Origin of the sequence: Actinomadura sp. GC306, from assembly GCF_004348665.1 — a bacterium.
Lineage (GTDB): Bacteria > Actinomycetota > Actinomycetes > Streptosporangiales > Streptosporangiaceae > Spirillospora.
Map to the genome: position 1 here is coordinate 1 of NZ_SMKM01000026.1, position 13,845 is coordinate 13,845.

The 13,845-nt window shown below is 74.1% G+C and carries 15 protein-coding genes; 8 read left to right on the forward strand and 7 right to left on the reverse strand.

Annotation, left to right across the window (positions count from 1 at the left end):
• A partial coding sequence (locus E1200_RS06450) for a hypothetical protein (protein WP_131950875.1) occupies positions 1–1,435 on the reverse strand: 1,435 nt, incomplete at its 3' end.
• 100 nt (positions 1,436–1,535) lie between these two features.
• Here E1200_RS06450 and E1200_RS06455 point away from each other — a divergent pair.
• From E1200_RS06455 to E1200_RS06465, 3 genes are read left to right on the forward strand one after another with little or no spacing between them, the layout of a single operon-like run.
• The gene (locus tag E1200_RS06455) at positions 1,536–2,222 is read left to right on the forward strand and encodes a response regulator transcription factor (RefSeq protein ID WP_131950876.1); all 687 of its coding nucleotides are present in this window, start codon (positions 1,536–1,538) and stop codon (positions 2,220–2,222) included.
• On the forward strand, positions 2,219–3,676 hold the full coding sequence (locus tag E1200_RS06460) for an ATP-binding protein (RefSeq protein WP_243708376.1): 1,458 nt from the start codon (positions 2,219–2,221) through the stop codon (positions 3,674–3,676). Before E1200_RS06455 ends, E1200_RS06460 begins: the two co-directional genes overlap by 4 nt.
• A complete protein-coding gene (locus tag E1200_RS06465; protein WP_131950877.1) occupies positions 3,673–4,197 on the forward strand; it encodes a hypothetical protein in 525 nt (174 codons plus the stop codon). Before E1200_RS06460 ends, E1200_RS06465 begins: the two co-directional genes overlap by 4 nt.
• On the opposite strand, the gene E1200_RS06470 is transcribed toward E1200_RS06465, so the two are convergent.
• From E1200_RS06470 to map, 4 genes are all read right to left on the reverse strand, one after another.
• On the reverse strand, positions 4,198–4,914 hold the full coding sequence (locus E1200_RS06470) for a metal-dependent hydrolase (RefSeq protein WP_207933210.1): 717 nt from the start codon (positions 4,912–4,914) through the stop codon (positions 4,198–4,200). It lies immediately after the preceding gene.
• 160 nt (positions 4,915–5,074) lie between these two features.
• A complete protein-coding gene (locus E1200_RS06475; protein ID WP_131950878.1) occupies positions 5,075–6,091 on the reverse strand; it encodes a DNA polymerase ligase N-terminal domain-containing protein in 1,017 nt (338 codons plus the stop codon).
• Between the two features lie 19 nt (positions 6,092–6,110).
• Positions 6,111–6,800 (reverse strand): helix-hairpin-helix domain-containing protein, encoded by a 690-nt coding sequence (locus E1200_RS06480; protein WP_131950879.1) that lies wholly within the window; start codon positions 6,798–6,800, stop codon positions 6,111–6,113.
• Between the two features lie 59 nt (positions 6,801–6,859).
• Positions 6,860–7,711 carry a type I methionyl aminopeptidase gene (map, locus tag E1200_RS06485; RefSeq protein ID WP_131950880.1) on the reverse strand — a complete coding sequence of 284 codons (852 nt, stop codon included), beginning with the start codon at positions 7,709–7,711 and terminating at the stop codon, positions 6,860–6,862.
• A 71-nt stretch (positions 7,712–7,782) separates the two neighbouring features.
• On the opposite strand from map, the gene E1200_RS06490 reads away from it, so the two are divergent.
• Positions 7,783–7,962 (forward strand): hypothetical protein, encoded by a 180-nt coding sequence (locus E1200_RS06490; protein ID WP_131950881.1) that lies wholly within the window; start codon positions 7,783–7,785, stop codon positions 7,960–7,962.
• Positions 7,963–8,032: 70 nt separating this feature from the next.
• Here E1200_RS06490 and E1200_RS06495 read toward each other — a convergent pair whose 3' ends face one another.
• The gene (locus tag E1200_RS06495; protein WP_131950882.1) at positions 8,033–8,629 is read right to left on the reverse strand and encodes a hypothetical protein; all 597 of its coding nucleotides are present in this window, start codon (positions 8,627–8,629) and stop codon (positions 8,033–8,035) included.
• 92 nt (positions 8,630–8,721) lie between these two features.
• Here E1200_RS06495 and npdG point away from each other — a divergent pair, with 92 nt between their 5' ends.
• Together npdG and E1200_RS06505 are read left to right on the forward strand one after the other, a co-directional pair.
• Complete coding sequence (gene npdG / locus E1200_RS06500; protein WP_131950883.1) at positions 8,722–9,417, forward strand: NADPH-dependent F420 reductase; 696 nt, start codon at positions 8,722–8,724, stop codon at positions 9,415–9,417.
• Between the two features lie 37 nt (positions 9,418–9,454).
• Positions 9,455–10,507, forward strand: coding sequence for a potassium channel protein (locus E1200_RS06505; protein ID WP_207933211.1), 1,053 nt, complete (start codon positions 9,455–9,457; stop codon positions 10,505–10,507).
• Positions 10,508–10,579: 72 nt separating this feature from the next.
• Here E1200_RS06505 and panB read toward each other — a convergent pair whose 3' ends face one another.
• Positions 10,580–11,434, reverse strand: coding sequence for a 3-methyl-2-oxobutanoate hydroxymethyltransferase (gene panB / locus E1200_RS06510; RefSeq protein WP_131950884.1), 855 nt, complete (start codon positions 11,432–11,434; stop codon positions 10,580–10,582).
• Between the two features lie 140 nt (positions 11,435–11,574).
• On the opposite strand from panB, the gene E1200_RS06515 reads away from it, so the two are divergent.
• Together E1200_RS06515 and E1200_RS06520 are read left to right on the forward strand one after the other, a co-directional pair.
• The gene (locus E1200_RS06515; protein ID WP_131950885.1) at positions 11,575–13,149 is read left to right on the forward strand and encodes an MFS transporter; all 1,575 of its coding nucleotides are present in this window, start codon (positions 11,575–11,577) and stop codon (positions 13,147–13,149) included.
• A 4-nt stretch (positions 13,150–13,153) separates the two neighbouring features.
• Positions 13,154–13,750 carry a TetR/AcrR family transcriptional regulator gene (locus tag E1200_RS06520; RefSeq protein WP_131950886.1) on the forward strand — a complete coding sequence of 199 codons (597 nt, stop codon included), beginning with the start codon at positions 13,154–13,156 and terminating at the stop codon, positions 13,748–13,750.
• Positions 13,751–13,845: the final 95 nt, after the last annotated feature.

Below are 13,845 nucleotides of genomic sequence, written 5' to 3' on the forward strand. Positions count from 1 at the left end.
CCGGGGACGGACCCATGGCGAACGCCAGGGCAGCGAGGCTGGTCCCGGCCAGCGCGACGGCCATGGCCGGCGGGCCGCGGCGGCCCAGGCGGGACAGCGCGAGCAGTCCGCAGAGGAGGGCGCTCGCGGCGAGCGTGGCCTCCGCCAGGTTCAGCGCGGTGCGGTCGCCGGTGAGGAACGTGGTCTCGGGGAAGTCGAACGCGATGAACGCGTGGGTGCGGAGCCGCTCGCCCGCGTGGCCGCCGACCCAGAGCCCCGCGCCGGCCGACAGGAAGACGCCCGCCACCGTCAGCCGTACCGCCGCGAGTGCCCGGGACCGGACGAGCGCCGCCGCCCCGATCAGCGCGTAGACCAGGGCCAGGCACGCCAGGTAGCGGCCGTAGGCGAAGTTGCCCACCCGGTGCTCATCGGGCAGCGCGGCGGAGGAGGCGTAGGCGATGCCGCAGGTCGCGGCGAGGAGGACGGCCGCCATGGTTCTGTCCGCGGCGGCCGTCCGCCTGCGCGCCGGTGCCGCCGCCACGGCGACGAGGCCGATCCCCGCCAGGCCCCAGGTGGAGACGACCAGGTACCAGATCTGCCCGGCGGCCCCGCCGAGCGCCCACTGCTGCCCGGCGAGCGTGGTGAGCCGCTCGCCGAGGATGCCCGCGAGATCCCGGACGCCCTCCGGGTACAGCCCGTCCCGAATGTGCGCGTTCAGCGCCGTCCCGGCGAGGTGGCCGGCGATGGCGACGGCGCCGCCGGCCAGGACCGCGCGGAGCCGCCGGCGTGCGATCGCGGCCAGGGCGAGGACGTGCACCGCGAGCAGGACGGTCCCGCGTGTGTGGACCGCCGCCGCGTAGGACGCGATCAGGCTCGCCAGGGCCGCGTCCAAGGCCCGGCCGCTCCGAACGAACCGGTCGAGGGCGAGCAGCCAGGCCAGGACGACCGCCGGCAGGACGGCGTCCGCGAGCGCGAAGGCGCCGAAGAACGTCGTGGCCGGCAGCAGCGCCGCGGCGAACGACAGCGGCAGTGCCGCGCGGCCGCCGAGCCCGAGCCGCCGCGCCGCCGCGTACCCGAGCGGGAACAGCGCCGCGCCGGCCACCGCGTTGAGCACCAGGACGGCCACGTAGACCGTCACCGGATCGTCCGAGAACCAGTGGACCGGGATCAGCAGGAGCGGATACCCGCCCTGGTAGAAGGTGTTCCCGGACAGGTCGGCGCCGGGCCCGCCGGCGAGCCACCGGGCAGCGACGAGGTAGCCGGTCTCGTCCGGGTTCGCGACCGGCGCCGTCCGCGCCCTGGCGAGCCACAGCCGGACGGCGACCTGGGCCGCCATGCCGGCCGCGAGCGCCCATGACAGCGCGGTCGGCGGGACGCGCCGCCGGACGGAATCCGGGGCGGCGGGCGGGACGGGCGGCACCGAGCCGCGGGACCCCGGAACGATCGAGAGCGTCATGAGGCCCACCGTTCCGGCGGGGTGTCATGAGCTCGTCCGGGTCATGTCCGGATCTCGTGACATAACGCGATGAAGATCGTTCGTGCTCGATAATGCCTGGGTGGCGAGCATTCTGTTCATTGAGGACGACCCCTCGGCGCGGACCGCGCTGGAGCTGGCGCTGACCCGCCAGGGGCACGGCGTGACGTCCCGCGCCACCGGTGAGGAGGGGCTGCAGGCGCTGCGGTCGCGGCCCCCCGAGATCGCGCTCCTGGACGTGATGCTGCCCGGCATCGACGGAATCGAGGTGTGCCGCCGCATCCGCCGCGACGACGCCCGCGGCGGCGCCGCCCTGCCGGTGATCCTGCTGACCGCCCGCGGCGACGACCTCGACATCGTCCTCGGACTGGAGGCGGGCGCCGACGACTACGTGGTCAAGCCCGTCGAGCCCCGCGTCCTGGACGCCCGCATCCGCGCCGTGCTGCGCCGCACCGGGCACGCCCGCGCCGACCGGTCCGTGTACGGCGAGCTCGTCGTCGACCGGTCGTCCCTCAGGGTCACCAAGGCCGGGACGGACGTGCGCCTCACCCCGACCGAGCTGCGCCTGCTGCTGGAGCTGACCCGCAGGCCCGGCCAGGCCCTGACCCGCAGGCACCTGCTCGCGGAGGTCTGGGAGCACCACCCCGGCGACTCCCGGCTCGTGGACGCCTGCGTCCAGCGCGTCCGGGCCAAGATCGAGGACGATCCCGCCGAACCGCGGCTGATCGAGACCGTACGCGGTTTCGGCTACCGGTTCACCGCGCCGTGACGGGGCTCGCGATCCGGCGGTTCACCGGGCTGCGGATGCGGCTGGCGGCGGCGTTCACCGCGGTGGCGCTGCTGGCGGCGGTGCTGGCGTCCGGCATCTCGTACCTGCTGCTGCGGCGGGCCGTGCTGCACCGCGCGCAGGACGCGGTGCTGAACGACGTTCGCGGCGCCCTCGCCCAGCAGATCCCGGCCGAGCTGCCGCCCGACGCGCAGCCGCAGGTGCAGGCCGCGCTGGAGGAGGCGCTGTCCGCGCCGGGGCGCAGGGCGGTCGCCGTGCCGATGCGGCGGGACGGCGGGGTCTCCGTCCCGCCGCGAGGCGCCCTGGACGTGCCGGTCAGCCGGGAGTTCGCGCGGAGCGCGATGCGCGGTGTGGTTTACCAGCGCATCGTCCGGGACGGCGCGCCCTACCTGCTGGTCGGCGCCCGCGCCACCGGCTACCGCACGTCGCGGGACGAGCCGTGGCGGACCACCCCGCCGATGGTGTTCGTGTCCGCGAGCCTGAGCCGGGAGGCCGCGGACCTGCGGCTGTTCACCCGCGCGCTCGTGATCGCCGGCGTCGCCGCGCTGGCGGCGGCGGTCGCCCTGGCACTGCTGGCCACCCGGGGCGTGCTGGGCCCGGTGCGCCGGCTCGGCGCCGCCGCCCGCGCCCTCGGCGAGGGTGAGCTGCAGACGCGGGTGGACGTGCGGGGCCGCGACGAGCTGGCCGACCTGGCCCGCACCTTCAACGGCACCGCGCAGGCGCTGGAGCGGACGGTGACCGAGCTGCGCGCCATGGAGACCGCGTCCCGCCGGTTCGTGGCCGACGTGTCCCATGAGCTGCGCACCCCGCTGACCTCGATGATCGCCGCGACCGGCGTACTTGCGGAGGGGGCGGGGCCGGGCGGCGACGGCGACGTGATCCGCCTGGTCGCGGCCGAGACCCGGCGGCTCGGGCGCCTCATCGAGCACCTGATCGACATCAGCCGGTTCGACGCGGGCGCCGCCACGCTCGTCCTCGACGACGTGAATGTGGCCGAGGCGGTCGCGGCGACGCTGGAGGCGCGCGGCTGGCGGGACCGGCTGGAGGTGGCGGGCCCGGCGGACCTGTGCGTCCGGCTGGACCCGCGGCGGTTCGACGTCATCGTCGCCAACCTGGTCGGTAACGCCTTCACGCACGGGCGCCCACCCGTCTCGCTGCGCTTCGGCGCGCAGGAGCGGGGAGCCGCCCGCGGCCTCCGGCTCGTGGTCGCCGACCGCGGCCCCGGCCTGCCCGGCGACCTCGCGGACGTGGTCTTCGACCGGTTCGTCAAGGCGGAGGCGGCGCGGTCGCGCAGCGAGGGCAGCGGCCTCGGACTGTCGATCGCCAAGGAGAACGCCGTGCTGCACGGGGGAACGCTGGAGGCGGCCGACCGGCCGGAGGGCGGGGCGGCCTTCACGCTGTGGCTGCCCGGCGGCGCGGAAGGGGAGCGGGTGTGAGACGGCCGCGCCCGGCGGTGCGGGCACTGCTGGCCTTGGCCGCCGGCGCAGCCCTGGCCGGCTGCGGGATCCGGCCGACGGGGATCGTCGGCGCGGGGGAGCCGCCGGCCGCGGGGGCGGCCCCCGCGACGATCACCGTCTACCTGGTGCGGGACGGGCGGCTGGTGCCGGTGGCGAGGCCCGGCCTGCCCGGACTGCCGAGCCTGGCCGTGCAGCAGCTGGCCGTGCCGCCGACCGGGCCGGAGCGTGCGATGGGACTGCGCACCGAGGTCCGCCGGCCGCTCGACGCGTACGTGGTCCTCGAAGCGAACAACCCGGCCGCCCGGCGCCCCGCCGTGGTCGTCCGGCCGGCCGACCGGCGGCGCCCGGAGCGCTGGTCGCGGCTGGCGATGGGCCAGATCGCGTGCACCGCGCAGGCCGTCCCGGGCGTCGAGCGCGCCCACCTGTGGTCGGCCTGGGAGCCGGGCGGGGCCGGCCATGCGGTCCTGGGCTGCGACGACTTCGCCGACCTGCTGCCCTGATCAGCCGCGGGTGAGCCACTGGGCGGTGGCGTCGCCGAGCACCGAGCGGACGGCGAGGACGGCGATGCCGACGGTGAGCACGGGCATGATCACCCAGCGCTCCACCTTGCCGTCGGTCTTCGGGACGATCGGGACGACCGTCCGCCAGGGGAGCGGCCAGAGGACCGGGCAGCCGCGCGGTGTCAGGCAGTCGCCGGCCACGTGCGCGAGGCAGCCGAGCGCGACCGCGAAGCCCACGAAGCTCATATCGATCTTGTGCATGAGCCAGACGGCGATGAGGGCGAGCGCGCAGTCGGCCAGCGCCGACTGCGGCTCCTTGCCCTCGAAGTCAAGGCCGATGCCGCGCAGGCCGAGGCCGACGATCATGAAGAGGCAGGCCCACCACGCGTAGACGTAGTGGGTGGCGAGGAAGTCCATCGCGAAGCCCATCGCGACGGCGAACAGGATCGAGTGGGTCGCCTGCCGGTGCCCGCCCGAGAGCTTCCCGACCCACTTGCACATGACCTGGGTGATGGGCCCGAACGTGTTGGCGATCCGCCCGTTGTGGTGGTCGATGTCGGGCAGGATCGCCGCGCCCGCGCACACCACGGCGCCCGCCGCGACCTGCTCGGTGGACAGGGCCACCGCGTACTCGCCGAGCAGCCGCTCCTGCGCGATCACCGGGACGGCCGCCAGCCACACCAGCGCGCCGCTCAGGGCGTGCGTCTTGCCCATCATGTGCCGTTACCCCCGCCTTCCCGTGCGCCCGCGGCCCGGAGTCAGCGGGACTCTAATCCGCTGCTGATCGTTTTCGGCGGCGGCGCGCCGAACCGGGTGCCATGTCCGTCAGATGCGGCGGAGGGCGTCCCGGTTCCCTTGCGGGCGCGGGGCTGCCGGGCTACCGGGACGGGAGGAACCGCCAGGCGCCGGACTCCTCGCCCGGCTCGTACGGGGAGTCCAGCCGCTTGGCGACGATCCCGGGCAGTCCCTGCTCCTCCGCCGCCTCGCGGACGGCGTCGCCGTCGCCGGGGAACCACGGCGCGGTCTGCCACACCGGGCCCGACAGGCCGAGGTCGTCCAGGGCCTCCCGGCGGTCTCGGTAGGGGGTGTCGAGCAGGGGGCGGCCGTCCAGGTGGAGGACGTCGTAGACCATGTAGATCTCGCGCCCGCCGACCGTGGCGAGCTCGCCGTCCAGCAGGGCGGGCCGGGCGCCCAAGGAGGCGCCGAGGCGTGAGCCCAGCCCGCCGGGGCCGTCCACGGCGCGGCCCCGGTCGTCGGTGAACCGGGTCCGGCCGCCCTCGACGTAGGCGGGCATGCGCCGGCCGCCCCACGCGAACTCGAAGCCCCACGCGTCCTGGTCGCGGGGCAGCCGGGCCCTGGATTCCGGGCGCATGGGGAGCAGCGACTCCGGCAGCGGCTCGGCGTCCGGGTCCGCAGGCGGGTCCATCCGGTGGATCATCCAGTTCTTGCCGCGCGTCCGGAACAGCACGTACCGGCCCGACACCCGCGAGCCGTGGATGACGACCTTCACCTCGCGCTCGGACCACTTCTCCGTCTCGTACGTCCCCCGGTCCCAGATGATCATCTTTCCGGCGCCGTACTCGCCGCGCGGGATCTCGCCCTCGAACGTCGCGTACTCCAGCGGATGGTCCTCGGTGTGCACGGCGAGGTGGTCGGTGTCCGGGCTCCACGGCAGGCCCTTCGGCACGGCCCACGACACGAGCACCCCGTCGCGTTCGAGGCGCAGGTCCCAGTGCAGGCTCCGCGCGTGGTGCTCCTGGACGACGAACGTGTCGTCGTCCCCGCGCGGCACCGCGTCGCCGCCGGGCACGGGTTCGGGGGTCCGCTCCGCGTCGCGCTTCCCGCGGTACTCCGCCAGGGGGCCGGCGTCCTTCTTCCGCTTCTTCGGGGTCACGCCCGGTTCGTACCCGGGATCACCGGATGAAGACGGCGTAGTCGGCGACGTCGGCGGTCAGGGCGGGGGGCAGGCCCGCCACCGCGGACAGCTCCTCGGCGGACATGAAGCCGCCCGCCTCGGCCCGCACCCGCTCGATCGTCCGCGCGAACTCCGGGGTGATGCCGGGCAGCAGGGTCAGCGCCTCCGCCGGCGCGTGGTTCACGTCGACCAGGCCGCCGTCGTTGTACTGGCGCGGCAGGTCGGGGCGGCCGATCCGCAGTTCCTTGGCGAGGCCGGGGTCCGCCGCGGCGAGCTCGCGGGCCTTGTCCCGCAGCAGCCGCTGCCGCTTCACGCGCTCCACCACGGCCTCGTTGTCGACGGCCGACAGCCCGTGCGGGTCGAACACGCGGCGGCGGATGATGAACGCGTGCGCGCAGCCCACCACCGCGAGGAGGAACAGCAGGACGCCGACGGTGCGCTCGGTGCCGTCGTCCTCGCCGATCCCGGGCAGCAGGTACAGCATCAGCGCGAAGACGCCGACGTAGGCGGCCGTCGACACCATCAAATGCACGCTGCGCCGCCACAGCGCCGCCGCCGCGAACGTGAACGGCGTGGCGTAGCCCAGGGTCAGGAACGGCAGCGCGGCCCAGGTGACGCTCAGCGCCGCGCGGCCCGGGGGCATGCTGTCGGACGGAACCCGCGGCTCGTACGGCGCTGGGGCGTTCATCTCTAGAGAGTCTCCCGGCCGGGATGGGGGGCGAATCGGACTCTAGATCAAGGGCACTGTCACGGCAGGGTGAGGATTTCGTGGCCGTCTTCGGTCACCAGCAGCGTGTGCTCGAACTGCGCCGTGCGCTTGCGGTCCTTGGTGACGACGGTCCAGCCGTCCTTCCAGATGTCGTAGTCGTGGGTGCCGAGCGTCAGCATCGGCTCGACCGTGAACGTCATGCCCGGCTCGATGATCGTGGTGGCGGACGGGTCGTCGTAGTGGGGGACGACCAGCCCGGAGTGGAACGTCGTGCCGATTCCGTGGCCGGTGAAGTCGCGCACGACCCCGTACCCGAACCGCTTGGCGTAGGACTCGATGACCCGCCCGATCACGTTCAGCGCCCGGCCCGGCTTGACCGCGCGGATGCCGCGCATGGCCGCCTCCCGGGTGCGCTCCACCAGCAGCCGCGACTCCTCGTCGACGTCGCCGCACAGGAACGTCGCGTCGGTGTCGCCGTGGACGCCGTCGATGAACGCGGTGATGTCGATGTTGATGATGTCGCCGTCGCACAGGACGGTGTCGTCCGGGATGCCGTGGCAGATCACCTCGTTGATCGAGGTGCACAGCGACTTGGGGAAGCCGCGGTAGCCGAGCGTGGACGGGTAGGCGCCGTGGTCGAGCAGGAACTCGTGCCCGATGGCGTCGAGCTCGTCGGTCGTGATGCCCGGGCGGACGTTCTTCCCGACCTCCTCCAGTGCCTGCGCGGCGATCTTCCCCGCCACTCGCATCCGCTCGATGATCTCGGGCGTCTTGACGTCGGGCTCCCCGGTCTTCGGGCGCTTCTTCCCCACGTACTCCGGACGAGGAATGCTCGACGGGACCTTGCGCATGGGCGAAACGCGGCCGGGCCGGAGTAGCTGGGTCGTCATAGTGATGGAGTGTAGTCAGCGGGATCGCGGCAACGAATCCCGTGCCGAGCGCACGAGCGAAAGGAGCGCCGATGGCCGGTGACGGCGGTGACTGGTGGTTCTGCCTGAAGCACATGAAGGTCGAGCACGGCCCCGGATGCCCGGACAAGGACCGGATGGGCCCGTACGAGTCCGAGAGCGCGGCGGCGGGCGCCCTCGACCTGGCGCGCGAGCGGAACGAGGCGTGGCGCCGCGACAACGGCGACGACTGAGCCCCCTTAGTCGATCGACCACGGGCTAGTCGACCACGGGCTAGTCGACCACGGGCTAGTCGACCACGGGTCAATCGACCGCGGGCCCGGCGACCGTGTCGAGGAACTTCGCCAGGCGGCGGCGGAGCCCGCGGGGGCTCTTCGCGGGCTCCTGCCCCGCGGCCGCGCTGACGAGGTGCTGGGCGCCGTCGAAGGAGAGGAGGGCCTCCCGCGGCGGGACGGTCAGCGCCTCGTGGGCGAGGCCGCGCAGCTCCCGGTCGCCGCCCTCCAGGGCGAGGACTGTCGCGCCGGTGCGGCGCGCGTCGTCCACCCGCTCCAGCAGCGGGACGGGCGCGTCGTCCTCGGCGACCACGAACAGCGTCTCGCCGCGCCGGGCCGCTTCGAGCCGCTCCAGCCCGACCCGCAGATGCGGCGGCGCGTCCGCCGGCGGCCGCCACCGCACCAGCGTGGGGGCCAGGCCGGGGACGCCGCCGAGGCGGCTCTCGTCGTCGAGGTGGGCCGCCAGGTGCCACGGGTCGCCGCCGGGCGTCCCGACCAGCAGCAGCCCGCCCGGGGTCCGCGACGTGACCCGCAGCGCGCGCCCGAACTCCTGCGTCCGCTCCAGCCAGCCCGTGGCCGACAGCACCTCGCGCAACATCGTGATCTGCTCGGCGTCCACGCGGTCCATGGTGCCGCAACCGGCGGTCCCGGACGGGGCGGTTCAGCGATGTGGGAACCCGGGGCGCGGCGGCCGCGGCGCCGCCTGGCAGACTCGGCCGCATGACTGAGCAGCAGCAGAAGACGCCCTACGACCTCCCGGACGCGAGCGGCCTGTCGATCGGCATCCTCGGCGGCACCGGCGACCAGGGCAAGGGGCTCGCGCGCCGGTTCGCGCTCGCCGGGCACCGGGTGACGATCGGCTCGCGCAAGGCCGAGCGCGCCCGCGAGGCCGCCGAGGACCTCGGCGCGGACCTGCCGGTGTCCGGCGCGGAGAACGCGGTCGCCGCGGGGGAGTCCGACGTCGTGATCATCGCGGTGCCGTGGGACGGCCACAAGGCCACGCTGGAGTCGCTGCGCACCGAGCTCGAGGGCAAGATCGTCGTGGACTGCGTGAACCCGCTCGGGTTCGAGAAGGGCAAGGGCGCCTTCGCGCTGCCCGTCGAGGAGGGCAGCGCCGCCGAGCAGGCCGCCGCGGTGCTGGCCGGCAGCCGGGTCGTCGCCGCCTTCCACCACGTGTCGGCGAAGCTGCTGCTGGACCCCGAGGTCGACGAGATGGAGCTGGACGTCCTGGTCCTCGGCAACGACCGGGAGGCGACCGACCTCGTCCAGGCCCTCGCCGGCAGGATCCCCGGCATGCGCGGCGTCTACGGCGGCAGGCTGCACAACGCCCACCAGGTCGAGGCGTTCACCGCCAACCTCATCTCGATGAACCGCCGCTACAAGGCGCACGCCGGGCTGCGCATCACCGACGTCTGATCCCCGGCCGGCCGCTGCGGCCGGTACGGTGCCGATCGTGAACGATCCGGAAGCGGTGCGGCGCCCGCTCGTCCTGCTGCCGACGGCGCGGACGGCGCCGCTGCGCGCGGTCGCCAAGCGGGTCGTGCTGGCCCTGGTGCTGCTCCTGGCCGTGGTGGCCGCCGTGTACGCCGACCGCGGCGGCTACCGCGACGGCGCCGACGGGACGGTGTCGCTGCTCGACGCCTTCTACTACGCCTCGGTGACGATCTCCACGACCGGCTACGGCGACATCACGCCGGTCGGCGACGCCGCCCGGCTGGTCAACATCGTCTTCATCACGCCGGTGCGGGTACTGTTCCTCATCGTCCTCGTCGGCACCACCCTCGAAGTGCTGGCGGAACGGACCCGGGACGACTGGCGCAAGGCCCGCTGGAGGACACGCGTGCGCGACCACATCGTGGTGGCCGGCTACGGCACCAAGGGCCGCAGCGCCATCAAGACGCTGCTCAGCACCGGCGTGAGCCGCGAGTCGATCGTCGTCGTGGACCCCGATCCCCGCGTCGTCGCCGAGGCGGCGGAGGCCGGGTTCGCCGGCGTCGTCGGGGACGCCACCCGCAGCTCGGTGCTCCGGCAGGCGGCGGTCCACCGGGCGCGGGAGGTCGTGGTCGCCAGCGCCCGCGACGACACCGCCGTCCTGGTGACGCTCACGGCGCGGCAGCTCAACCCGCACGCCGGGATCCAGGCGTCGGTCCGCGAGTCGGAGAACGTCCCGCTGCTGCGGCAGTCCGGCGCCGACCACGTGGTCACGTCCTCGGAGTCGGCCGGGCGGCTGCTCGGGGTGACCACCAGCCAGCCCAACGTCGGCCAGGTCATCGAGGACCTCCTCGACCAGGGCAGCGGCCTCGACCTGGCCGAGCGCGACATCCGCCCGGAGGAGGTCGGCGGATCGCTCGCCGCGGTGCCCGAGCCGGTGCTCGCGGTGGTGCGGAACGGCCTGCTGCTGCCGTTCGACCACGCCGGGTGCGGGATGCTCATGGCCGGCGACCGGCTGATCGTCGTCCGGTCGAAGCGGCAGGCGGAGGCGTCCGCCGACCCCGCCGCCACGTGACGGCGGCCTCGCGGCACGAGCAGAGGGCCGGACCCGCGACGGGTCCGGCCCTCTTCGTCGTTCGCGCGGGGCCTAGTGGTAGGAGTGCTCCGGCGCCGGGTAGGTGCCGTTCACGACCTCTTCCGCGTAGCTGCGCGCGGCGTCGCTGAGCAGGGAGTTCATGTCGGCGAACTTCTTGACGAACTTCGCGGTCCGCGGGGTGAGCCCGGCCATGTCCTGCCAGACGAGGACCTGGGCGTCGGTCTGGTTGCCGCCGCCGATGCCGATCGTCGGGATCGACAGCGACGAGGTGACGCGGGCCGCGAGGTCCTCCGGGACGCATTCGAGGACGACGGAGAACGCCCCGGCCGCTTCGAGGGCCTTGGCGTCGGCCATCAGCTCGTCGCCGTCCTGCCCGCGCCCCTGCACCCGGTAGCCGCCGAAGACGTTCACCGACTGGGGGGTGAGGCCGAGGTGGCCCATCACCGGGATGCCGGCGGCGACCATCGCCTCGACCTGCGGCAGGATCCGGCGGCCGCCCTCCAGCTTGACGGCGTGCGCGCCGGTCTCCTTGAGGAACCGGGTGGCGGCCGTCAGCGCCTCGGGCACGCCGGTCTGGTAGGAGCCGAACGGCAGGTCGGCGACGACCATGGCGCGCTTGGAGCCGCGGACGACGGCCGCGGTCAGCGGGACGAGGTCGTCCACGGTCACCGGGATGGTCGAGTCGTAGCCGTACACCACCATCGCGGCGGAGTCGCCGACGAGCAGCACGGGGATGCCGGCCTCGTCGAAGATCCGCGCGGTGAGCGCGTCGTAGGCGGTGAGCATCGGCCACTTCTCGCGCCGCTCCTTGGCGGCGGCGATGTCGCGTACGGTGACCCTCCGCCCGCCCGTGCCGCCGTAGAGCGCGGCGGGCTGCTGTGCTGAGGGTGCGGCAGATGAAGACATGCGAGAACCTCCGGTCTTGAGGCGCCACGGTGGCGTACCCAGACGGAACCGATCGTGCCACTTCGAAAACGATTCGGGTAGCCCCCGTCATTCCCGGATTCTCGGGAATGAATTCCGAAACGGTACCGTTGCGTATCGTCATGGACTCCCCCACGATCCAGCGCCGCAGGTGGGCCATCCTCGGCGTGCTGACCATGAGCCTGCTCGTGGTGGTGCTCGACAACACCATCCTCAACGTCGCCCTGAAGACCATCGCGGACCCGCACCAGGGCCTCGGCGCGACGCAGAGCGAGCTCGAATGGTCGATCAACTCCTACACGCTGGTCTTCGCCGGCCTGCTGTTCACGTTCGGCGTCGTCGGCGACCGGATCGGCCGCAAGCGGGTGCTGATCGGCGGCCTCGCGGTGTTCGCGGTCGCCTCGCTGCTGTCGGCCTACGCGCAGTCCCCGGACCAGCTCATCTACGCCCGCGCCCTGATGGGCCTCGGCGGCGCCGCGGTCATGCCGCAGACGCTGTCGATCATCACCAACGTCTTCGAGCCGCACGAGCGGGGCCGCGCCATCGGCATCTGGGCGGGCGCGGTCGGCCTCGCCGTCGCCATCGGGCCGCTCACCGGCGGCCTGCTGCTCGCGCACTTCTGGTGGGGCTCGGTCTTCCTGATCAACGTGCCGGTCATCAGCGTCGCGATCGCGCTGATGGTGTTCCTCGTCCCCGAGTCGCGCAACCCCGAGCCCGGCCGGCTCGACCCGGCCGGCGTCGTGCTGTCGGTCATCGGCCTGGTCTCCCTGTCGTACGGCATCATCCGCGGCGGCGAGACGGGGGACTGGGCGGCGCCCTCGGTGCTCGGCCCGGTCTTCGCGGGCATCGCCGTCCTCGCGCTGTTCGTGTGGCACGAGGCGCGCAGCGACTCCCCGGCGTTCGACGTCCGGCTGTTCCGCGACCCGCGGCTGTCGGCCGCCGTCGCCGCCATCGCGCTGTGCTTCTTCGCCGCGTCCGGCGTGCTGTTCTTCTCGAACTTCTACATGCAGTCGGTGCGGGGGCTGTCGCCGATGGAGGCGGGCGCGATGGTCGTGCCGTTCGCGGTCGCCCAGCTCGTCTTCTCGCCGCGCAGCGCGGCCATGGTCCGCCGCTTCGGCGCCAAGGCCGTCTGCACGTCCGGGCTGCTGCTGGTCGCCGCCGGGCTGGCCGGCTACCAGCTCCTCGACACCGGCACCCCGATGTGGTTCCTGTGCGTGATCTTCTTCGTGCAGGGGGTCGGGATGGCGCACGTGATGCCGGCCGCGACCGAGTCGGTCATGTCCGCGCTGCCCCGCGAGAAGGCGGGCGCCGGATCGGCGCTCAACAACGTCGCCCGCCAGGTCGCGGTCGCGATGGGCGTCGCCGTGCTCGGCTCGATCGTCGCCTCCGTCTACCGCCGCGACCTCGGCGCCGGCCTCGGCGCGCTGCCGCCCGGCGAGCGGGCGGCCGCCGCGGAGTCCATCGAGGGGGCGCACGCCGTCGCCGCGCGGCTGGGCGCCGCCGGCCAGGACCTCCTCGAACCCGCCAACGCCGCGTTCGTGCACGCGATGCACCTCGCCGCCTCGGCCGCCGCCGTCATCGCGTTCGCCGCCGCCATGGTCGTCCTCAGGTGGATGCCGGGGCGCGCCGCCGCCGGTCCCGGGCCGGCCGCCGCCGCGGACGAGCCGCCGCGCCGGCGGGAGGGGGCGGGGGTCTGACGCCATGGGCGAGACGACGGCCACCGGCCGGGCACCGGGACGGCCCCGCAGCGAGCGGGCCGACCGGGCGATCCTCGAGGCGACCCTCGACCTGCTCGCCCGGGAGTCCGGCGTGGCGGGCGTGTCCGTGGAGGCGGTCGCCGCGCGGGCCGGCGTCGGCAAGACCACCATCTACCGCCGCTGGTCCGGCAAGGAGGCGCTGATCGTGGACGCGCTCGCGGCGGCGAAGGCCCCGCTGCCCGAGCTGTCCGGGCGGTCGGCCCGGGAGGACCTCACCGAGATCGCCCGCGCGCTGACCGCCGAGCGGGGGCGCAGGCACCTGCGGTGCTTCTGGAACGTCGTCGGCAGCGCGGAGAAGTACCCCGAGCTGTACGCGCGCTACCAGAAGGACATCATCGAGCCGCGGCGCGCGATCGTCCGCGACGTGCTGCGGCGCGGCGTCGAGACCGGGGAGCTGCGGGCCGACCTCGACGTCGAGGTGGCGATGTCGATGCTGGTCGGCTCGCTCACGCCGCGGCGGCCGCGGGAGGCGGTCCCGGACGGCTACGCCGAAGCCGTCGTCGAGGCCCTCCTGCGGGGAATCGGACGCCCGATGGAGTGATTCGGCGAAAAAGCCGAAGGCTTTTCAGCCTGGTAAGCGTGATCTTCTCCCATCGAAACGGGGTCATGCCCCATACTGTCGCTGGGTATTGCGTA